General features: G+C 41.8%; 25 protein-coding genes and 1 other annotated feature. Of the genes, 23 read left to right on the top strand and 2 right to left on the bottom strand.

Going from position 1 to position 21,022, the window contains the following annotated elements; all coding sequences use genetic code 11:
* Positions 1-80: 80 nt before the first annotated feature.
* Positions 81-959 carry a polysaccharide deacetylase family protein gene (locus tag I2E70_RS03230; RefSeq protein WP_049492061.1) on the bottom strand — a complete coding sequence of 293 codons (879 nt, stop codon included), beginning with the start codon at positions 957-959 and terminating at the stop codon, positions 81-83.
* Positions 960-1,134: 175 nt separating this feature from the next.
* On the opposite strand from I2E70_RS03230, the gene I2E70_RS03225 reads away from it, so the two are divergent.
* The 13 genes from I2E70_RS03225 (at position 1,135) to I2E70_RS03165 (ending at position 12,178) form a co-directional block, all read left to right on the top strand.
* Positions 1,135-2,421 (top strand): homoserine dehydrogenase, encoded by a 1,287-nt coding sequence (locus I2E70_RS03225; protein ID WP_023918393.1) that lies wholly within the window; start codon positions 1,135-1,137, stop codon positions 2,419-2,421.
* Between the two features lie 2 nt (positions 2,422-2,423).
* Complete coding sequence (gene thrB, locus I2E70_RS03220) at positions 2,424-3,290, top strand: homoserine kinase (protein WP_195423382.1); 867 nt, start codon at positions 2,424-2,426, stop codon at positions 3,288-3,290.
* Positions 3,291-3,373: 83 nt separating this feature from the next.
* On the top strand, positions 3,374-4,354 hold the full coding sequence (locus I2E70_RS03215) for a hypothetical protein (RefSeq protein ID WP_049488317.1): 981 nt from the start codon (positions 3,374-3,376) through the stop codon (positions 4,352-4,354).
* Positions 4,355-4,471: 117 nt separating this feature from the next.
* Positions 4,472-5,368: a UDP-N-acetylmuramate dehydrogenase gene (gene murB / locus I2E70_RS03210; RefSeq protein ID WP_013903742.1), complete on the top strand. Its 897-nt coding sequence runs from the start codon at positions 4,472-4,474 to the stop codon at positions 5,366-5,368.
* Between the two features lie 213 nt (positions 5,369-5,581).
* Positions 5,582-6,739: an ABC transporter ATP-binding protein gene (locus I2E70_RS03205; RefSeq protein WP_003002881.1), complete on the top strand. Its 1,158-nt coding sequence runs from the start codon at positions 5,582-5,584 to the stop codon at positions 6,737-6,739.
* Positions 6,720-7,526, top strand: a complete 807-nt coding sequence (locus tag I2E70_RS03200) for an ABC transporter permease (protein ID WP_003011144.1) — start codon at positions 6,720-6,722, stop codon at positions 7,524-7,526. The genes I2E70_RS03205 and I2E70_RS03200 overlap by 20 nt, the downstream gene beginning before the upstream one ends.
* Positions 7,523-8,296, top strand: coding sequence for an ABC transporter permease (locus tag I2E70_RS03195; protein WP_003002847.1), 774 nt, complete (start codon positions 7,523-7,525; stop codon positions 8,294-8,296). The genes I2E70_RS03200 and I2E70_RS03195 overlap by 4 nt, the downstream gene beginning before the upstream one ends.
* Positions 8,293-9,363 (top strand): ABC transporter substrate-binding protein, encoded by a 1,071-nt coding sequence (locus I2E70_RS03190; protein ID WP_049484027.1) that lies wholly within the window; start codon positions 8,293-8,295, stop codon positions 9,361-9,363. Before I2E70_RS03195 ends, I2E70_RS03190 begins: the two co-directional genes overlap by 4 nt.
* 423 nt (positions 9,364-9,786) lie before the next feature.
* Positions 9,787-10,230, top strand: a complete 444-nt coding sequence (locus tag I2E70_RS03185) for a hypothetical protein (RefSeq protein ID WP_193389742.1) — start codon at positions 9,787-9,789, stop codon at positions 10,228-10,230.
* A 49-nt stretch (positions 10,231-10,279) separates the two neighbouring features.
* On the top strand, positions 10,280-10,711 hold the full coding sequence (locus I2E70_RS03180; protein WP_049492021.1) for a hypothetical protein: 432 nt from the start codon (positions 10,280-10,282) through the stop codon (positions 10,709-10,711).
* Between the two features lie 59 nt (positions 10,712-10,770).
* Entirely contained in the window at positions 10,771-11,232 is a 462-nt protein-coding gene (locus tag I2E70_RS03175) for a hypothetical protein (protein WP_416385328.1), read from the top strand.
* Between the two features lie 30 nt (positions 11,233-11,262).
* Positions 11,263-11,700 carry a hypothetical protein gene (locus I2E70_RS03170; RefSeq protein ID WP_049498237.1) on the top strand — a complete coding sequence of 146 codons (438 nt, stop codon included), beginning with the start codon at positions 11,263-11,265 and terminating at the stop codon, positions 11,698-11,700.
* 34 nt (positions 11,701-11,734) lie between these two features.
* Positions 11,735-12,178, top strand: coding sequence for a hypothetical protein (locus tag I2E70_RS03165; RefSeq protein WP_049492014.1), 444 nt, complete (start codon positions 11,735-11,737; stop codon positions 12,176-12,178).
* Between the two features lie 134 nt (positions 12,179-12,312).
* Here I2E70_RS03165 and I2E70_RS03160 read toward each other — a convergent pair whose 3' ends face one another.
* Entirely contained in the window at positions 12,313-12,747 is a 435-nt protein-coding gene (locus I2E70_RS03160) for a DUF6556 family protein (protein ID WP_049492012.1), read from the bottom strand.
* 192 nt (positions 12,748-12,939) lie between these two features.
* On the opposite strand from I2E70_RS03160, the gene I2E70_RS03155 reads away from it, so the two are divergent.
* The 10 genes from I2E70_RS03155 to I2E70_RS03110 all read left to right on the top strand — a co-directional run bounded on the left by I2E70_RS03155 (position 12,940) and on the right by I2E70_RS03110 (position 20,861).
* Positions 12,940-14,082, top strand: a complete 1,143-nt coding sequence (locus I2E70_RS03155; RefSeq protein ID WP_070594948.1) for a cysteine desulfurase family protein — start codon at positions 12,940-12,942, stop codon at positions 14,080-14,082.
* 18 nt (positions 14,083-14,100) lie between these two features.
* On the top strand, positions 14,101-15,321 hold the full coding sequence (gene thiI, locus I2E70_RS03150) for a tRNA uracil 4-sulfurtransferase ThiI (RefSeq protein WP_195423378.1): 1,221 nt from the start codon (positions 14,101-14,103) through the stop codon (positions 15,319-15,321).
* A gap of 53 nt (positions 15,322-15,374) precedes the next feature.
* A complete protein-coding gene (locus tag I2E70_RS03145) occupies positions 15,375-15,917 on the top strand; it encodes a membrane lipoprotein lipid attachment site-containing protein (protein WP_195423376.1) in 543 nt (180 codons plus the stop codon).
* A gap of 137 nt (positions 15,918-16,054) precedes the next feature.
* Positions 16,055-16,142: a sequence feature (ribosomal protein L21 leader region), on the top strand.
* 34 nt (positions 16,143-16,176) lie between these two features.
* A complete protein-coding gene (gene rplU, locus I2E70_RS03140; RefSeq protein ID WP_003007734.1) occupies positions 16,177-16,491 on the top strand; it encodes a 50S ribosomal protein L21 in 315 nt (104 codons plus the stop codon).
* Between the two features lie 15 nt (positions 16,492-16,506).
* Positions 16,507-16,851 (top strand): ribosomal-processing cysteine protease Prp, encoded by a 345-nt coding sequence (locus tag I2E70_RS03135; RefSeq protein ID WP_003002581.1) that lies wholly within the window; start codon positions 16,507-16,509, stop codon positions 16,849-16,851.
* Positions 16,852-16,868: 17 nt separating this feature from the next.
* Positions 16,869-17,162 (top strand): 50S ribosomal protein L27, encoded by a 294-nt coding sequence (gene rpmA, locus I2E70_RS03130; protein ID WP_003002805.1) that lies wholly within the window; start codon positions 16,869-16,871, stop codon positions 17,160-17,162.
* Positions 17,163-17,375: 213 nt separating this feature from the next.
* Positions 17,376-18,122 carry a DeoR/GlpR family DNA-binding transcription regulator gene (locus I2E70_RS03125; protein ID WP_195423373.1) on the top strand — a complete coding sequence of 249 codons (747 nt, stop codon included), beginning with the start codon at positions 17,376-17,378 and terminating at the stop codon, positions 18,120-18,122.
* A 345-nt stretch (positions 18,123-18,467) separates the two neighbouring features.
* Positions 18,468-18,944 (top strand): PTS sugar transporter subunit IIA, encoded by a 477-nt coding sequence (locus I2E70_RS03120; protein ID WP_023918370.1) that lies wholly within the window; start codon positions 18,468-18,470, stop codon positions 18,942-18,944.
* Positions 18,945-18,979: 35 nt separating this feature from the next.
* Positions 18,980-19,285 (top strand): PTS sugar transporter subunit IIB, encoded by a 306-nt coding sequence (locus tag I2E70_RS03115; RefSeq protein ID WP_003002828.1) that lies wholly within the window; start codon positions 18,980-18,982, stop codon positions 19,283-19,285.
* 100 nt (positions 19,286-19,385) lie between these two features.
* On the top strand, positions 19,386-20,861 hold the full coding sequence (locus tag I2E70_RS03110) for a PTS galactitol transporter subunit IIC (RefSeq protein ID WP_195423371.1): 1,476 nt from the start codon (positions 19,386-19,388) through the stop codon (positions 20,859-20,861).
* Positions 20,862-21,022: the final 161 nt, after the last annotated feature.

Here is a 21,022-nt window from a genome sequence, read left to right as displayed (position 1 = left end):
CAGCCCTACTCAACTGTGCGGAGGTGGGACGACGAAATCGAATTCTAACGAATTACCGATTTCTGTCCCACTCTCTTTCTTTATTCTTGGATCATGGCTAGGAGATCCTCTCCTGTAGTGGTTGGAAGGATCCGGACTCGTTTGAGGGAATAGAGTCCATCAGCGGAGCTGGCTAGTCCATTTTTAGTGGTGAGGCCTAGTTTGTAGTCAGCTTTCTTGGCTTGGTCGATCGTGACCTGGCTGTAGCGACCGGATGGGTAGACGATAACGCTGGTATTTTGATCCAGCACCTTATCTAGCAGGCGTTTAGAAGCAACTAGCTCATTCTTTTGGGTCTCAAGACTGGAATTGGCTAGGTCTGGATGATTGACCGTATGGCTTTCAAAGGTCAAGCCAGCACTTTTCATCTCTTTGATTTGGTCAAAGGTCAGGACATTTTCTTTTTCCTTTTGGGTAAAGTCCGTGATGATATTATTGGTGGCGGTCATCTTGTACTTCTTAAGAAGCGGATAGACGATAGTATAGAAATCTTCGACGCCATCATCAAAGGTCAGCCAGACAAATTTCTTTCCTTTGGGTACTTCGTTCTTGACGAGGATGCGATAGGCTTCCCCAGGTGTCAGGGTGTAGTAACCCGCTTTTTTTAGGGCCTTTAGTTGGCTTTCAAAGGTTTCTGGATCAACGATCAAATTAGCATTGGCAGCTTCAGACTCGGCCATATTGTGCACGGAGTGGTACATGAGGATGGGCAGTTTGACCGGCTTTTTCACCCGAGTCCACTCGATAGAGGAGCTACCTTCTTCGAGAGAACGCGTCATGGCAGTGCCACTGGTATTCCCCTCATTCGGCTGAGTGATCCGCTTGATCAGAAGAAAGCTACAAATAAAGATACAGACCAGTAGGAGGGCATTGATTCCAAGTAGGGCTTTGATTTTTTTAGGTACTCTTCGTTTACTCATAGTGTCACCGTTTTCATTATTTTCTTTATTGTACCACAAATTCTAGGTTCTTTTCCAGAACTTGCTACAGGCAGATCCTGTCATGAAAATTCAGAATTTTTAAGGCAATTGGCTGTCAAACGCTCAAGTTTTTGTTATAATGGAGCTACTATAGAAAATTCAAGGAGTCAATAGGATGTCTGTTAAGATTGCCTTACTAGGATTTGGTACTGTTGCAAGTGGCGTACCATTTTTATTAAAAGAAAACCATGAAAAAATCACCCAGGCAGCTCAAGATGAAATCGAGATCGCCAAGGTCTTGGTTCGAGATGATGCTGAGAAGGAAAAATTACAAGCTGCTGGTCATGACTACAACTTTGTGACCAATGTCGATGAGATCATTGAAGACAAGGACATTGCCATCGTGGTTGAATTGATGGGTCGTATCGAGCCAGCTAAGACCTTTATCACCCGTGCTCTTGAAGCAGGGAAGCACGTGGTTTCTGCTAACAAAGACCTTCTTGCCGTTCATGGAAGCGAGTTGCTAGAGATTGCTAAAAAACACCAAGTGGCTCTTTATTATGAAGCTGCCGTAGCTGGTGGGATCCCAATCCTTCGGACCTTGGTGAATTCCCTTGCTTCCGACAAGGTGACCAAAGTGCTCGGGGTGGTCAATGGAACATCTAACTTCATGATGACCAAAATGGTCGAAGAAGGCTGGACTTATGAGGATGCTTTAGCAGAAGCGCAACGTCTTGGTTACGCTGAAAGTGATCCAACCAACGACGTTGAAGGAATCGATGCTGCATACAAGATGGTGATCTTGAGCCAGTTCGCTTTTGGGATGAATATCCAATTTGACCAAGTAGGTCACAAAGGAATTAGCCAGATCACTCCTCAAGATGTATCGGTTGCTCAAAGCCTTGGATATGTCATTAAGCTGGTCGGATCTATCGTTGAAACAGAGTCAGGGATCGCAGCAGAAGTGACACCAACCTTCCTTCCAAAACAACATCCACTCGCAGGAGTGAATGATGTCATGAATGCGGTCTATGTGGAATCCATCGGTATTGGTGAGTCTATGTACTACGGACCAGGTGCTGGTCAAAAACCAACTGCGACAAGTGTCGTAGCCGACCTCGTCCGCATTGTCCGTCGTCTAAAAGAAGGAACGATCGGTAAAGCCTTCAATGAATACAGTCGCCCTCTTCAATTGGCTAAGCCAGAAGACGTGAAGAACAATTATTACTTCTCAATCAAGGCACCAGATGCGACTGGTCAAATCTTGCGTCTTGCGGAAATCTTTAATGCAGAAGGAGCTTCCTTCAAGCAAATCCTTCAAGAAGACTCAGATGGTCACTATGCAAGTGTTGTCATCATTACTCACCAAGTTAACCAAACTCAATTCAAGAACTTGGTTGAAAAATTGGATTCAGAGGCGAATTTCGAACTCTTGAATACCTTTAAAGTCTTGGGAGAATAAGCATGAAAATTATTGTTCCAGCAACCAGTGCCAATGTAGGACCAGGATTTGATTCTGTTGGGATTGCCGTGACTCGCTATTTGACCATTGAAGTCCTTGAACCAGCAGATGCTTGGTTTATTGAGCATGATCTTGGAGCAGGGATTCCGACAGATGAGAAAAACCTTTTGCTCTCAACAGCTCTTTCTATCTCAACTGATATGCAACCCCATCGGATCAAGATGACTAGTGAAGTGCCTTTGGCGCGTGGTCTTGGATCTTCTAGCTCGGTCATTGTCGCAGGGATTGAATTGGCCAACCAATTAGCCAACCTCCAGCTATCAGACGCTGAGAAATTACGCATCGCGACCGAGATCGAAGGTCATCCGGATAATGTAGCTCCAGCTATCTTTGGGAATATGGTCATTGCGAGCTACATCGGTGAAGATGTCCAATATGTCACGGCTGACTTCCCAAGCTGTGACCTTGTGGCCTTTGTACCGAGCTACCAATTGAAGACCAGTGATAGTCGGAATGTCCTACCGAAAGAATGGTCTTATAAGGAAGCTGTTGCAGCCAGTAGCGTAGCCAATGTCGCTATCGCAGCTCTCCTCAAGGGAGATTTGCTGACGGCTGGTCGCTCCATCGAGTCTGATCATTTCCACGAACGCTACCGTCAATCTCTTGTCAAAGAGTTTCCTCAGGTCAAAGAAGTCGCCCATGCGCATGGGGCTTACGCCACCTATCTGTCGGGAGCAGGCCCAACGATCATGAACCTCTTAGCGCCAGAGCATGCAGCAGCCTTTGTCGCAGCTCTCGAAGAACTCGGGCTAGATGGTCAGATTTTCCAACTTAAAATCGACACATTTGGCGTTCGTGTTGAGAAATAAACCTCAATGTAACACAAATGAAAGAAGGATGTATACGAATGTATATGTCCTTTTTGCTTCTCCTATGGTAGAATGGGAATTGTATGGGGAAAAGCTCAAGCTTTCCCGAATGTTTAGGGGGAAACATGAAACCAGAATATTTATATAGTATTGCTACCGATCTTGGGCTGCAATTTGATGGCGAAGCCCGTGTGATGTATGGAGAGCGTGAAGGCTTCTTGTTAGTCATTGAAGGCGCTCAAACCAAGAATGTATTTACCATTTCACTCAGTGTGAAACAAGGTTCCGAAGGAGACTTGATCGAAGATAGTGAAATTCTTTGGAATGAATTAAAAGAACAATCAAAAGCCATTAATGCTATCTCTTCTGATGGTTACTTGACCTCGATCGTTGTCAAAGGTGGAATGACCAAAGGCAAGGCCGTCGAAACCTTATGGACAGCTATCCAAGATATTGTGGATTTCTTGCTCAACCACCAATTTGTGCAAGTGAATGCGGAAACGGGTGAGGAAGGACCAATCGGTCTGTATCAAATTGGAGATGCGATCTTTTTAATCGACGATGCAACCTTTAGAGCCTACCAAGCCGAAGTGCAAGATACAGTTGAGGCTTATGAAGCGCGGGAAGAAAACTTCCTTTTAGGGATTGTAGGGGCTGTGATCGGTGTAATCATCGGTGGAGCAGTTGCCCTCTTGGTAGCGCGTCTCGGCTATGTATCTGTTTTAGCAGGGGCTGCCCTCGGTTATTGTACTATCAAAGGTTATGAGATCCTTGGTAAGAAATTGACTAAAAAAGGTGTGGTAGTTTCAGCTATTTTGATGGTCTTGACGGTCTTTTTGGTCAACCAATTAGATTATACTTTGGCGCTCATGAGTAAGCTCGATCTTCCATTTGATTTGTCCTGGACGATTGTCAATGAAGCGACATTTCAAGGGGATGTCCCAGACAAATTTTACTTGAATCTAGGAATGTTAGCTGTCTTCACTCTTGGTGGTGCTTGGATTTCGGTCAAATCAGCTCTGGATGGACAAAAGAATCGTGCCATTGCTCGTAAAATTGCATAGTAAATGATAAAAGGAAGGCCTGAATATTATAGGCCTTCTTTTGTTTTTTAGGGTCGAAAAATAGTTAAAAATTTGGTATAATAGTTTGTATTTTATAGAGAGAGAACAGACAGAAAGATGAATGAAAAAATAAATCAAATTCTTGAAGGGATTGATATCCGTTTTCAAGAACCTTTAAAACATTATACCTTTACAAAGGTAGGTGGGAATGCAGAATTTTTAGCTTTTCCTCGCAACCAATACGAATTAAAACGCATCGTTCAATTTGCCAACCAAGAGCAAATCCCATGGATGGTCCTTGGCAATGCGTCCAATATCATTGTCCGCGATGGGGGCATTCCGGGATTTGTCATTATGTTTGATCGCTTGCGTGACATCAGTGTGGATGGTTATGTGATTGAAGCAGAGGCAGGAGCTAAACTCATCGACACCACTCATGTGGCCTTGCACCATAGTTTGAAAGGCTTCGAGTTTGCTAGTGGCATTCCAGGCAGTGTCGGTGGTGCTGTCTTTATGAATGCTGGAGCTTATGGGGGAGAGATTGCTCATGTCCTTGTATCTTGTAAGGTCTTGACCAAGGAAGGGGAAATTGAAACCTTGTCGGCGAAAGAGTTGGCTTTTGGCTACCGTCATTCTAAGATTCAAGAGACAGGGGCTGTCGTCATCTCTGCCAAATTTGCTTTGTCTCCAGGCAATCACGAGCAAATCAAACAGGAGATGGAGCGTTTGACCCATCTACGTCAGTTGAAACAACCCCTTGAATACCCTTCTTGTGGATCTGTCTTTAAGCGTCCTGTCGGTCATTTTGCAGGTCAATTGATCAGTGAAGCAGGTCTAAAAGGCTATCGAATCGGTGGTGTGGAAGTTTCTGAAAAGCATGCCGGCTTTATGGTCAATGTCGACAATGGAACTGCTAAGGATTACGAAGATTTGATCGCCCATGTCATTGAAGCAGTAGAGGCTCATTCAGGTGTCCGTTTAGAACCAGAAGTTCGCATTATCGGTCAAGCCTAAGAGCTTAAGTTTAAGTATTGAAAAACAATTGATTGTGAACCATCGATAGCATCAGTCGGAGAGGGGGTGAGTGCCTATCGATACCGTAAATAGGTGGGGCAGTCTAGTAAGTCCCCGAGAGGTATTGGTGGTCTGACAGGTCTTCCTGTCAGCCGCTGCGTTTTCGTATGAAAAGCAGTTTGCTAATCGCAGTAAAGAAGGAATTTATGTGAATTGAAAAAACCAATTATTGAGTTTAAAAATGTTTCAAAGGTCTTTGAAGATAGCGGTACCGTTGTCCTAAAGGATATCAATTTTGAATTGGAAGAAGGGAAGTTTTATACCCTTCTCGGTGCATCTGGATCAGGAAAATCGACCATCCTTAATATCATTGCCGGTCTTTTGGATGCGACGACTGGAGATGTCTACCTCGATGGGGAACGGATCAATGATGTCCCTACCAACAAACGGGATGTCCACACCGTCTTTCAGTCCTATGCCCTATTTCCACATATGACGGTCTTTGAAAATGTGGCTTTTCCCCTTCGTTTGAAAAAGGTGGACAAGGCTGAGATCGAACGTCGGGTTTCAGAAGTCTTGAAAATGGTCCAGTTAGCAGGATTTGAAAAACGTTCGATCCAAAAATTATCTGGTGGTCAACGCCAGCGGGTAGCTATTGCCCGGGCTATTATCAATGAACCGCGCGTGGTTCTTTTAGATGAGCCCTTGTCTGCACTTGACTTGAAACTGCGGACAGACATGCAGTATGAGTTGCGGGAATTGCAACAACGCTTGGGGATTACCTTTGTCTTTGTTACCCATGACCAAGAAGAAGCCCTTGCCATGAGTGACTGGATCTTTGTCATGAATGAAGGAGAGATCGTCCAATCTGGTACACCAGTAGATATCTATGATGAACCGATCAACCACTTTGTAGCCACCTTTATCGGTGAGTCCAACATTCTAGATGGGCGCATGATCGAAGACTACTTGGTTGAGTTCAATGGCAAACGCTTTGAAGCCGTCGATGGGGGAATGCGTCCAAACGAACCAGTTGAAGTCGTCATTCGTCCTGAAGACTTGCAAATCACCCTTCCTGAAGAAGGCAAGCTCCAAGTGAAGGTGGACACCCAGCTCTTCCGTGGTGTGCATTACGAGATCATCGCCTATGATGATTTGGGTAATGAGTGGATGATTCACTCCACTCGGAAGGCCATTGTGGGAGAAGTCATCGGGCTAGACTTTGAACCAGAAGATATCCACGTTATGCGTCTCAATGAAACCGAAGAAGAATTCGATGCGCGGATCGAAGAGTACGTTGAAGTGGAAGAGCAAGAAGCTGGTTTGATTAATGCCATTGAGGAGGAGAGAGATGAAGAAAACAACCTCTAATCTATTTATCCTCCCCTATTTCTTGTGGATTTTTCTCTTTGTCCTAGCTCCTGTAGTCATGATCATCTTTCAATCGTTTTTTAACGTTGAAGGGCAGTTTTCACTTGAAAACTACAAAGAGTTCTTTACTTCGCAAAATCTGACCTATTTAAAGATGAGCTTTAATTCGGTTCTTTATGCTGGAATCGTCACCCTGGTGACGCTCTTGATCTCCTACCCGACTGCTTACTTTTTGACGCTGCTCAAACACCGGCAGTTGTGGTTGATGTTGATCGTCTTGCCAACCTGGGTCAATCTCTTGCTCAAGGCCTATGCCTTTATCGGAATCTTTGGGCAAAACGGCTCCATCAATAGCTTTTTAAGCTTTCTCGGAGTCGCTCCCCAGCAAATCCTCTTTACCGATTTCTCCTTTATCTTTGTAGCCAGCTACATCGAGTTGCCATTTATGATTTTGCCGATCTTTAATGTTTTAGATGACTTGGATCCAAACTTGATTAATGCCAGCTATGATTTGGGGGCCAATCGTTGGGATACCTTCCGTCATGTGGTCTTCCCCTTGTCCATGAATGGAGTCCGCTCAGGTGTACAATCTGTCTTTATTCCTAGTCTGAGTCTCTTCATGTTGACACGAATGATCGGTGGAAATCGCGTCATTACCTTAGGGACTGCGATTGAACAGCACTTCCTGACAACACAAAACTGGGGAATGGGTTCTACCATCGGAGTTGTTCTGATCCTTGCTATGCTCTTTACCATGTGGGCAACAAGAGAAAGGAGAGAACGATGAAAAAAGTATCCCATTTCTATCTAGGTTTCGTCTTTCTAATTCTCTATCTTCCTATCTTCTATTTGATCTTTTATGCTTTCAATAAAGGGGGAGATATGAATGCCTTCACGGGCTTCACGCTTGAGCATTTCAATGAATTGTTCGCAGATAGTCGCCTGATGCTGATCTTGTCAGAGACCTTCCTCTTGGCCTTTTTGTCAGCCTTGATTGCGACAGTGATTGGAACCTTTGGAGCCATTTATATTTACCAATCGAAGAAGAAGTTGGAAGGACCTTTGCTCTCCATCAATAACATTCTCATGGTAGCACCAGACGTTATGATTGGGGCCAGCTTCTTGATTCTCTTTACGACGGTGAAGTACCAGCTAGGTTTCCTATCTGTTCTGGCTAGCCACGTGGCCTTCTCGATTCCCATTGTGGTCTTGATGGTCTTGCCACGTCTCAAGGAAATGAACCGGGATATGGTCAATGCTGCCTATGATTTGGGAGCTACTCAAGTGCAAATGCTCAAAGAGATCATGTTGCCCTATCTGACACCAGCCATTATCGCGGGCTACTTTATGGCTTTTACCTATTCGCTTGATGACTTTGCCGTGACCTTCTTTGTAACCGGAAATGGCTTTACAACCTTGTCTGTAGAGATCTACTCCCGTGCGCGTCAAGGAATTTCCCTCAGTATCAATGCCTTGTCCGCCCTTGTCTTTCTCTTTAGTGTGCTCTTGGTCATCGGTTATTACTTTATTACTCGTGAAAAGGAGGAAGCAGCATGAAAAAACTTTATTCATTCCTAACTGGGATTGTCCTTGTCATTCTGGTCCTCTGGGGAATTAGCCACCAGATCGAAGCGAGCATGAATACCAAAAATAGTGACAAGCTGGTCATCTACAACTGGGGAGATTATATCGATCCAGACTTGCTCAAGGAATTCACCAAAGAAACAGGGATTCAGGTGCAATATGATACCTTTGATTCCAACGAAGCCATGTACACTAAGATCAAGCAAGGTGGAACTACCTACGATATTGCGATACCTAGTGAATACATGATTGCCAAGATGATGGATGAACATCTGGTTGAAAAGTTGGACCAATCCAAGATCAAAGGGATGGAAAATATCGATCCAAAACTCTTGAACCAATCGTTTGATCCGGGTAACCAATATTCAGTACCTTATTTCTGGGGTACCTTGGGGATTATCTACAATACCAAGATGGTCAAAAATGCTCCGGAACATTGGTCAGATCTCTGGCGTGAAGAGTACAGAAATGACATCATGATGTACGATGGTGCGCGTGAGGTCATGGGAATTGGTCTCAATACCTTGGGCTATAGCCTCAATGAAAAGGATCCAAAGAAATTGCAAGAGGCAGTAGATAAACTCTACACCTTGACACCCAACATCAAAGCTTTGGTGGCCGATGAGATGAAAGGCTATATGATCCAAAACAATGCAGCTATTGGGGTTACTTTCTCAGGAGAAGCCAGCCAAATGCTGGATGCCAATAAGGATCTTCGCTATGTCGTACCAACTGAAGCCAGCAACCTTTGGTTTGATAACATTGTCATTCCAAAAACCGTGAAAAATAAAGAAGCAGCATATGCCTTTATTAACTTCATGCTTCGTCCTAAAAATGCTTTGAAAAATGCTCTTTATGTCGGCTACTCAACGCCAAATAAAAAAGCCAAAGCCATGTTACCAAAAGAAATCCAAGATGACCAATCCTTCTATCCAAGCGATGAAACACTGGACCATTTGGAAGTCTATCAACAATTAGGCAAGAAATTGCTTGGAGTCTATAACGATCTTTACCTTCAGGTCAAGATGTATCGGAAATAACACAAAAGGAACCTTCGGGTTCCTTTTTGATTGAAGATAAACTCCTCTTAGAAACTTTCCTTAAGTGAATACGGACGTCAGCGAACTTCTACGAAGTTCCATGACTTAGTTTTGAACCTAAAGTTTCAAAACTCCCGAGTGCTAGAAACAATGGTGTTTCTAGCACTTTTCTCACAGCGGAAAGTTTCATTATATATTTAGATACTCTACAAAAATGCAACATTTGAATTCTTAGCATCACTTAGGTTGTTATTTGTAAAAAAGGATTACCTATATTCTAGAAGAACCCCGAAAGTTCTTTTATGATTGCTGCATATAGTCTCTAACTAGTGAGTTAGATTGAGATTCAAATGAAAGATGCTATAATAGTAAGGAAAGTGACTGTCCCATTCAGTCATGAAAGGAAGGATTGGAGAAGAAGAGATGAAGAGACGACTGGAACTATTTTTGATCATTTTGTTACCGATACTAGGACTGGTTTTTCTTGGAGGAAAAATCATGAATCTGACCAAAAGACCAGAACAGAAGATAACAACCACTTCTTCAAAGAAAGTCGTACAAAAATCAGAAGAAGAAATAAAAAAAGAACAAGAAGCATATCTCAAAGAGCATGAGCAAGAAATCGTCGATTTTGTAAAGTCTCAAAATCCAAAAATTGAGTCAGTTCAGATTAATTGGGATGAAACTCAGAAGAGTGATGGTGGACTTACAACTCCCGAATATTATATGAATGTTTTTGGGCGAATTAATAATATCGAGAACTCAGGATGGGGAGTGGATATTCCAATTAATGATGATCAGTCAATTAACATGCGAGAAATGTTTATGCTCCATGAACCTACGATTGGCGGAAAGCCAATTTCCTAATCAAGTACAATACGTTTTGAAAATGAACTGTGTTAGAGAAAGTTACCCCATGGAAAAACGAACGATATTTAAATTAATCACTACATTAGCTCTCCTTGCAAGTATAGGAGGATGTACCATAAAATCAAAAGAGCAAACAAAACAAGCACCCATTGCAACCCCTTCGACAACCAAGGAAGACAAAAAAACCATTAAACAAAAACAGCTCACATATCTGAAAGAACACGAGCAAGAGATGACAGCCTATGTTAAAGCTCATAATGCTAACATTACGCAGGTGTCTTATGACTGGGACAGTATTAAAACAGTTGTAGGAGGTAATGGAACGCCTCAGGGAGGTGACGAAATACTATTAGTTTATGGTTATGCCAATGGAAGTGATCTAACAAATTTTAGCCTGAATTTTACGTTAGACGAAAATAAAATGCCTAAAATAGATTCAATTGGTTCAGACAATTTGTATCGGGTAGAAAAGAAATGATCCGTCCGTTAGACAATGAGAGATGCAATAGAGGAATCACTTTTAAACGAAATAAAATTATGAGAAAACAAATAAACAATTTGATAATCGCACTTGCTTTCATTTCAACACTTGGATGTCTAGTAGGATGTGTGAAGAAAGAACGTGAAAAGAGCAGACAAGCGCAGACTGTCACCTCTTCAACCACAAAAGAAGATAAAGAAGCCATTAAACAAAAGCAGCTAGCCTATTTGAAAGAACATGAAAAAGAAATTGTTGATTTTGTGAAAGCTCAAAGTCCGAAAATCGAATCCGTCCAGATTGATTGGAATAGTATGGTAATTGAAGAGTCTGGGAATGGAACGCCTCAGGGTGGTGGATACAATTTATCTATTTCTGGTAAAATTAATCAATTAAAAAACACAAAATTCTCCGTTGATTTTTACTTAGAAGATCAAAATAGCATACCAACTATCAAAAAAATGGGCATGCTTAATGATATCTATATCGAGGAAAATGGTGGCTGGAAAATTTTTTCCTAAGTAAATAGAAGTATTAGTGTTAGGAGGAAAATGAAAAATAAAATGAAATGTACACTTAAGTTATTAGCTTTAATGCTTATTTTCACAAGTATTGGAGGTTGTACTGTAAAGCAAAAAGCGCATAAGAAACAAGCACAAACTGTCACCACTTCCTCCTCCAAAGAAGATATAGAAGTGATCAAACAAAAACGGCTCGCTTATCTCAAAGAGCACGAGCAAGAAATAGTCAATTTTGTGAAATCGAAGAGTTCAAAGATTGAATCTGTTCAAATTTATTGGGACGAAACGCAATGGATTGAGGGTGGAAATGGGACACCACAAGGTGGAGATGAGGTCATAGAAATTTTTGGTACAGTCAATCAGCTAGAAGATTCAGGATGGAGGGTGGATGTTGTATTTGATTCTGATCAAAAGATGACTTTCAGTATGGGCTATAATATTAGTATTAAGGGTGATTATATTGAGTAAGAACTGGAAGATTCAAAGTCTGTAAGGAGGATTTATGAAGAGACAAATGGAACTATTTTTGATCATTTTGTTACCGATCCTAGGACTGGTTTTTCTTGGAGGAAAAATCATGACCCTGACCAAAAGACCTGAACAGAAGATAACGACCCCATCTTCAAAGAAAGTCGTACAAAAACCAGAAGGAGACATAAAAAAAGAACAACTGGACTACCTAAAAGAACACGAACAGAAGGTTATTGATTTAGTCAAAGCACAAAATTCAAAAGTTGAATCCGTTCAGATTGATTGGGATCAGACACAATGGAGTGATGGTGGGCTTACAACTCCCGAATATTATATGAATGTTTATGGACGTATAAATCATATTGAAGAATCGGGTTGGGGAGTAGATATCCCAATTAATGAGGACAATACATTGAATCTAGATGAGATGTATATAGGATCCGACATTGATATAGGGGGGAGATTACTTGAGTAATTGGATCAAATCTAGGAAGAGCGTTCAAAGCTCAAGTGGGAGTACGACAATGAGATAGATGCTTTCTATATAAATCAGAAAAAGCTGGCATCTAAAGCCAAAAAAAAATCAGTAAGGTTGTCCTTACTGATTTTTTAGTTGGTTCTAGATGATGCTGTATCTGCGCCACTGTCTGTTGCGGTGGAACCTTGGTCTTGTGCGGCAGACGAGCTAGATTCAGTAGCAGATGAGCTATCGGTTTCTTTTTGTGAACTTGTTTCTGTATTGCTTGAATCGGTTTGCGTATTGGTGTTAGTATCTGTATTGGTAGCGCTTGAGTCAGATCCCTTATCATGAACCACGACGACGCTGGTGCTACTAGATGGTTTGTCTTCTGTTTTTTGATTATCTTTATTGAGCAGGCTCATGATGGTAAAGGAAGTGACGATAATCCCTAGGAGACTGGCAATCGTGGCTACAACCGTTTGAAATACGGACAAACCTTGTTTGACTTTCTCACCGCGAGATGGTCTTGAGTCTACTTTTTCCTCAGGTTTTTGGTTTTTGTTACTTCTTGAATATTGTGACATGTTCATTCTCTTTCTATCAAAAATTGTTTTTTAACACTTTCCTATTATAAGTCATTTTCTGAAAAATGTCTAAAAAGAACTGAATTTTATAGAGTGATTTTGCCGTGTCTCTCTTTATCAAATCCTTGTCCCAAGCGGTCAGAAATGATAAAATATAAGTTACGTAAAAAGAAAGTGATGGATGCGTAGGACATGATTTATTTTGACAATTCAGCAACGACCAAACCTTATCCAGAAGCCCTTGCGACTTATACAGAGGTAGCGACTCGGATCTGGGGCAACCCTTCTAGTTTGCACAATCTAGGTAGTCAAGCTACTCGTATTTTGGAAGCTTCTCGGAAACAAATTGCGGAGCTAATTGGCAAGAAAGCTGAGGAAATTTACTTCACGTCTGGTGGAACAGAAGGGGACAACTGGATCCTAAAGGGTGTCGCCTTTGAGAAAGCTCCTTATGGCAAGCATATCATTGTCTCTGACATCGAGCATCCCGCTATCAAGGAATCGGCTGCTTGGTTAAAGACGCAGGGATTCGAAGTGGATTACGCTCCAGTGGATGCGCGTGGCTTTGTCAAGGTGGATGCCTTGGCTAGTCTTCTCCGTCCAGATACGACTTTGGTTTCTGTCATGGCCGTCAACAATGAGATTGGCTCCATCCAGCCCATCCATGACATCGCGGCTCTCCTAGAAGATCGTCCAACTATTAGTTTTCATGTCGATGCGGTTCAAGCTTTGGCAAAGGTAGCAACAGAAGTTTATCTACCAGAGCGCGTGGACTTTGCGACCTTCTCTAGTCACAAATTCCATGGACTTCGCGGAGTTGGCTTTGTCTACATCAAAGAAGGCAAAAAGATCACCCCTCTCTTAACCGGAGGTGGTCAAGAAAAAGAAATGCGCTCGACAACTGAGAATGTGGCAGGCATTGCAGCAACAGCAAAAGCCCTACGCTTAGCCATGGAAAACCAAGAAGCTTTTGCCAGCAAGACCCAGCAGATGAAAGAAGTCATCCGCAAAGAATTGTCCAACTATCCAGATGTCACTATCTTTTCTGGTGAGGATCACTTTGCGCCTCACATCTTGACTTTCGGGATCAAGGGAGTTCGTGGAGAAGTAGTGGTCCATGCCTTTGAAGAGTTTGATATTTACATCTCGACCACTAGTGCCTGTTCGTCCAAAGCAGGTAAGCCAGCTGGAACCTTGATTGCCATGGGAGTGGACAAGAGTATCGCACAGACAGCAGTTCGCCTCAGTCTCGATATTGAAAATGACATGAGCCAAGTCGAGCAATTCTTGACCAAGTTCAAACTGATTTACGAGCAAACACGAAAAGTACGTTAATTTTAGAAGGAAATCAACATGACCTTAACCTATTCAGAAATTATGATTCGCTATGGAGAGCTTTCTACTAAAGGAAAGAACCGTATGCGTTTTATCAATAAACTTCGCAATAATATCCAAGATGTTTTATCTATCTATCCAGCTGTCAAAGTGACAGCCGACCGCGATCGGGCGCATGCTTATCTGCATGGGACGGATTATGAGCCAGTAGCAGAATCCCTCAAGCAAGTTTTTGGGATCCAAAATTTTTCACCTGTTTACAAGATTGAAAAATCTGTTCCGGCTTTAAAAGCGGCTGTGCAAGAGATCATGAAGGAGATTTACAAGGACGGCTTGACCTTTAAAATCTCAAGTAAACGCAGTGACCATACCTTTGAACTCGATAGTCGCGAGCTCAACCAAACCTTGGGAGGTGCGGTCTTTGAAGCGATCCCAACGATCCAGGCACAGATGAAAAAGCCAGATATCAATCTGCAAGTCGAAATCCGAGAAGAAGCAGCCTACATCTCTTATGAAACCATTAAGGGAGCCGGTGGCCTTCCTGTTGGGACTTCTGGCAAAGGCATGCTCATGCTTTCTGGTGGGATTGACTCTCCAGTAGCTGGTTACCTGGCCTTAAAGCGTGGGGTGGATATCGAAGCGGTCCACTTTGCGAGCCCACCTTATACCAGCCCAGGTGCCTTGAAAAAAGCCCATGACTTAACACGGAAGTTGACCAAGTTTGGGGGCAATATCCAATTTATCGAGGTGCCCTTCACAGAGATCCAAGAGGAAATCAAGGCAAAAGCGCCAGAAGCTTACCTCATGACCCTGACCCGCCGCTTTATGATGCGCATTACAGACCGCATTCGCGAGGTTCGCGGTGGTTTGGTGATTATCAATGGTGAAAGCTTAGGACAAGTGGCTAGTCAAACCTTAGAGAGTATGCAGGCCATCAATGCGGTAACCAATACACCAGTTATCCGTCCAGTGGTAACCATGGACAAGTTGGAAATCATCGATATTGCCCAAGAGATTGATACCTTTGAAATCTCCATCCAACCGTTTGAAGACTGTTGTACCATCTTTGCACCAGATCGTCCAAAGACTAATCCGAAACTCAAAAATGCGGAGCAGTATGAGCAACGTATGGATGTGGAAGCTTTGGTCGAGCGTGCTGTGTCAGGCATCGTCGTAACGGAAATCACACCAAAAGCAGAAAAAGATGAGGTCGATGACCTGATTGAGGATTTGCTATAGGAGAGACTGGGAGTATCCAGCCTCTTTTTCTACACAAATCTAAAGGAGACAAAATGAAAAAAATTATCGTATTAATGACAAGTTTGCTTCTGTTGACAGGCTGTGTCAAAGTATCGTTTACTGGCCCGAAAAAAGAAGAGAAGACTAGCCAATCAAGCAGTAGAAAAAAAGAACCCCTCACATTTGTCAGGGCCGAGCAGTATAAAGACCAGGACAACGAAGTCTTGGAAGCGTCCGAAAAATTTATCAAGGAACATCCAACGCTTGGAGAAGCTGGAAAATTATTTGTCTTTTTCCCAGGATATACCTTTGGAAATGAGGAAAACCGCTTCGCCTTGTTCTTTATTGTGAATCGTACCACCACAACCATCGATCGTGATGGATCCTTTGTCCTGAATTTGGAATATGATGGAGAGCCACTTTTTAAAGATGTCACAGTTGACTATGAAGTGAGCGAATCGGGTGTGTTAAAACCCAATACTGCTGCAGCGATTCCGATAAAAATTACTAAGGAACAAGAAAAAAAAATGAAGGGGATGAACGATTCGTCTAAAGCCAAAATGAGCTTCAATGACTTTAAATTTAAGGATAAGTAGATGAAGGCAGGTTTTGAATGCGATCTTAAACTACAAGATACAAAAAATAGATTTTTCAAAGAAAATTCGCTTTCAAAGCGCAAAAATACTTGTCTTTGTCTGATAGAAGTGATATACTTAGAGAGTTGACTATGCACATGCCTGTGCAACCGCTCGAACATCGTCGCTCATTTCCATGAGAGTAAGTGGTTCGTCCCACGATGCTAGGCGAGTCTTCACAAAAATACGGGGAAACCCAAAAATACATAGGAGGTGCATAATGAGCACATACGCAATCATTAAAACTGGCGGAAAACAAGTTAAAGTTGAAGTTGGTCAAGCAGTCTACGTTGAAAAATTGAACGTTGAAGCTGGCCAAGAAGTTACATTTAACGAAGTTGTTCTTGTTGGTGGTGAAAACACTGTTGTCGGAACTCCACTTGTTTCAGGAGCTACTGTTGTTGGAACTGTTGAAAAACAAGGAAAACAAAAGAAAGTTGTTACTTACAAGTACAAACCTAAAAAAGGTAGCCACCGTAAACAAGGTCACCGTCAACCTTACACTAAAGTTGTCATCAACGCAATCAACGCTTAATTTTTAGGAGAACACATGATACAAGCAGTCTTTGAACGAGCCGAAGATGGCGAGCTGAGGAGTGCAGAAATCACTGGGCACGCTGGAAGCGGTGAATATGGCTTTGATGTCGTGTGTGCATCGGTTTCGACTCTAGCCATTAACTTTGTCAACTCTGTTGAGAAATTTGCAGGCTACGAACCGGATCTAGAATTAAACGAAGAAGAAGGTGGCTTCCTTCGGGTCACAATCCCGACAGATATTCCACCACATCAAAGAGAAATGACCCAACTATTCTTTGAATCATTTTTCTTAGGGATGGCAAACTTATCGGAGAACTCTTCAGAGTTCGTCCAAACAAGAGTTATCACAGAAAACTAACATGGAGGAAAACAATTATGTTGAAATTGAATCTTGCTAACTTGCAACTTTTCGCCCACAAAAAAGGTGGAGGTTCTACATCAAACGGACGTGATTCACAAGCAAAACGTCTTGGAGCTAAAGCAGCTGATGGACAAACTGTAACAGGTGGATCTATCCTTTACCGTCAACGCGGAACACACATCTACCCAGGTGTGAACGTTGGACGTGGTGGAGACGATACTTTGTTCGCAAAAGTTGAAGGCGTAGTACGCTTCGAACGTAAAGGTCGCGATAAAAAACAAGTTTCTGTTTACCCAATCGCAAAATAAAAAGGTTTTCTAAACCTTTTTGTCACGAGCCTTGATCCGAAGGTGAGGAAGCTAGAAATAGCAAAATTAAAGCTTTCTGATTTATCAGAAGGCTTTTTTCTTTTATTTATTTAAAAATATCATGTTTACTCCTGTTAATATAATGTTTGAATTTGTGTTTTTTGAAAAATGTAGTATAATAGAGACAAATATAGTAGGAATGGAAGTAGTACCATGAAAGATAGCAGACATGTTGAAATTCTTCAGGAACTGGATCGAAAAAGTGTGGTATCAGTCAAAGAACTCAAGGAACTCTTTGGGGTGACAGACATGACCATTCGTCGCGATCTGATCGATCTTGAAAAACAAGGTCTTTTAGTTCGTGTACATGGTGGAGCCCACAAAAAGGTAAAAGATAGCTTGTTAGAGGCTTCTCACAGTGAGAAAAATCTCATCAATATTGATGAGAAACGAACCATTGCAAAAAAATGTGCAGAGTTGATCGAAAATGGGGATACCGTCTTTATTGGGTCTGGTACGACAACAGATTTTATCGGCGACTATTTAGAAGGAAAGGAAATCAGTATTGTCACTAATTCCCTGCCTATTTTTGAGAAACTCAAGGATTTCCCAAATTATGACTTGATCTTAGTTGGTGGTCGCTACCGGGTGAAGACACAAACTTTTGTCGGTCAATTTGCCAATAAACTCTTGAAAGAAATCAAGGTTTCTAAAGCCTTTATCGGGGTGAATGGAATCGATGGCCATAGTGTCTCTACAGCTAATGAAGAAGAAGGAAATGGCAATGCCATTATTCTGAACAATGCGATAGAGAAATATGTGGTAGCTGATAACAGCAAGTTTGATAGCTATTCTTTCTACAGTTTCTATCGCGTGGAAGATCTAAATGCCATTATTACCGATGATAGTATTCCAAAGAAAATCAAAGACAAATACGCCTTGTATACGAAAATCATTTAAGATCAAGAGGCTGGGACAAAAGTCCTAGCCTCTCAATTGTATTTGGATTGTCGAGCAAGACGCAGTGGTTGAGTGGGCTCTACTACGCTGATTTCATCAGCTTTTACAGCCCTACTCAACTGTGCGGAGGTGGGACGACGAAATCGAATTCTAACGAATTACCGATTTCTGTCCCACTCTCACTTTTTACTTTTTTAATAATGTTAGAAAATGACGGTTAGGAAGCGCTTTAAAGAGGAATATAAACAAAAATAAACAAAATGCGACAAAAAATGATTGACATTCAATCAATATAGTGATATACTCTAACCATAAAATAAATAGTTAGATAAGGAGGTGGCAACAATGGGATTAAATCAACTCTTTAACAAAGATCTTGTATTTTGCCTACATGCCAAGGATCAAACAGATCTCTTTGAGCAGGTAGCAAGCTTATTGGAAGAGCGACAGATTGTGACACCAACCTATCGTTCCGCTTTGATTGAGCGTGAAAAGTCTTTCCCGACTGGATTAGACATGGAATTTCTTGGTAAGGACTTACCAAATGTGGCGATCCCGCACACAGACATTGTCCATAATCTCACTGAGAATGTGGTTGTGGTTCGTTTGGATCAACCCGTAACTTTCCATAATATGATTGCTCCAGATAAGGAAGTTCAAGTTTCACTCTTATTCTTTATTATCAATAATACGAGCTCAAGCCAAACCAATATTTTGGCCCAACTGATGGATTTCTTTACATCCAATGGAAATCTCGAAGCTCTATCAAAATTAGATAGTGAAGATAAGCTTTATCAATACATTACGGAAACTATTTCCTAAAACATTCGTAAATATTTATAATGGAGGACATCCAAATGATTAAAATTTTAGCTGCCTGTGGTGCAGGCGTTAACTCTAGCCACCAAATTAAGAATGCGTTGGAAGAAGAGTTGTCAAACCGTGGTTATGATGTGCGTTGTGACGCTGTCATGGTCAAAGACGTCAATGAAGACTTGATTTCAGGTTATGACATCTTTACTCCAATTGCTGCAACTGATTTGGGATTCGATCCTGGTATTCCAGTGGTAGAAGCAGGACCAATCTTGTTCCGTATTCCAGCGATGAGTGCGCCAGTCTTTGATAACATCGAAGCTGCCATTAAAGAACATGGATTAAGTTAATATTTTTTTAAACGTGATTGTAAGCGTTATCCAATTATAAAATTGGGAACACTTTCTGCTGTAAATTACAAAAAAAATTCATAAATCGGGAGGATTTATTATGAATGGCATTATTGATTTTGCCAATAAATTTTTCAAACCCATCCTAGACATGGGTGCTCCGATCATCATGTTGATCGTCTTGACGGTTTTGGCCCTCTTGTTTGGAGTGAAATTCTCTAAAGCCCTTGAAGGTGGTATTAAACTTGCCATCGCCCTTACTGGTATCGGTGCTATCATCGGTATGTTGAATGGAGCTTTCTCAGCATCTCTTGCAAAATTCGTTGAGAATACTGGTATTCAATTGAATATCACAGACGTTGGTTGGGCGCCTCTTGCGACCATTACTTGGGGGTCTGCCTGGACACTTTACTTCTTGTTGATTATGTTGATCGTCAACGTTATCATGCTTGCTATCAAGAAAACTGATACACTTGACGTCGATATCTTCGATATCTGGCACTTGTCTATCACTGGTCTTTTGATCAAATGGTATGCTGACAACAACGGTGTCAGCCAAGGAGTTTCACTTTTCGTTGCAACTCTTGCCGTTGTCCTTGTAGGGGTTATGAAAATCATTAACTCAGACTTGATGAAACCAACATTTGATGATTTGTTGAATGCACCAAGTTCATCACCTATGACATCTACTCACATGAACTACATGATGAACCCAATCATCATGGTCTTGGATAAAATCTTTGACAAATTCTTCCCAGGTCTTGATAAATACGACTTCGACGCTGCTAAATTGAACAAGAAGATCGGTTTCTGGGGATCTAAATTCTTTATCGGTTTCCTTCTTGGTATCGTCATCGGTATCATGGGTACTCCACATCCAGTTGCTGGTGTGCAAGATGCTGACAAATGGGAATTGGTTATTAAAGGTTGGTTGAGCCTTGGTTTGACTGCCGGTGTCTGCTTGGAATTGTTCTCATTGATCGGTTCTTGGTTCATCGCAGCAGTAGAACCATTGTCACAAGGTATTACAAACGTTGCTACTAAACGTCTTCAAGGACGTAAATTCAACATCGGTTTGGACTGGCCATTTATCGCTGGTCGTGCTGAAATCTGGGCTTGTGCCAACGTACTTGCACCAATCATGTTGATCGAAGCAGTGCTTCTTTCTAAAGTCGGAAATGGTATCTTGCCACTTGCAGGGATCATCGCTATGGGTGTAACTCCAGCCTTGTTGGTTGTAACACGCGGTAAATTGATCCGTATGATCATCTTCGGAAGCCTTCTCTTGCCACTCTTCCTTCTTTCAGGTACATTGATTGCACCATTTGCAACTCAATTGGCTAAGAGTGTTGATGCCTTCCCTAAAGGGGTAGCTTCTACTCAATTGATCACTCACTCAACTCTTGAAGGACCAGTTGAAAAATTGCTCGGTTGGACAATCGGTAACGCAACAACTGGTGATATCAAAGCGATCCTTGGTGTAGTTGTCTTCTTGGCATTCTATATCGGAATCTTCGCTTGGTACAGAAAACAAATGATCAAACGTAACGAAGAATATGCTGCAAATGCAAAATAATCGTTCCATGTAGTTTGAAAACTGACACCATATCTTTTCTAGATATGGTGTTTTTATTTTTAAAAAATGTTCGAAAATAAACAATTTAATGTTGACTTTCGTTCGAAATAGGTGTAATATAATATCAAAAGTAAGAAAATGTTTCTTTGTGAAAAATTAAC

Source organism: Streptococcus parasanguinis, from assembly GCF_015556095.1.
In the GTDB taxonomy this organism is placed as follows: domain Bacteria; phylum Bacillota; class Bacilli; order Lactobacillales; family Streptococcaceae; genus Streptococcus; species Streptococcus parasanguinis_Q.
Note: the sequence above shows the minus strand (reverse complement) of the source record. Positions and strands in the feature narration are given on the sequence as shown.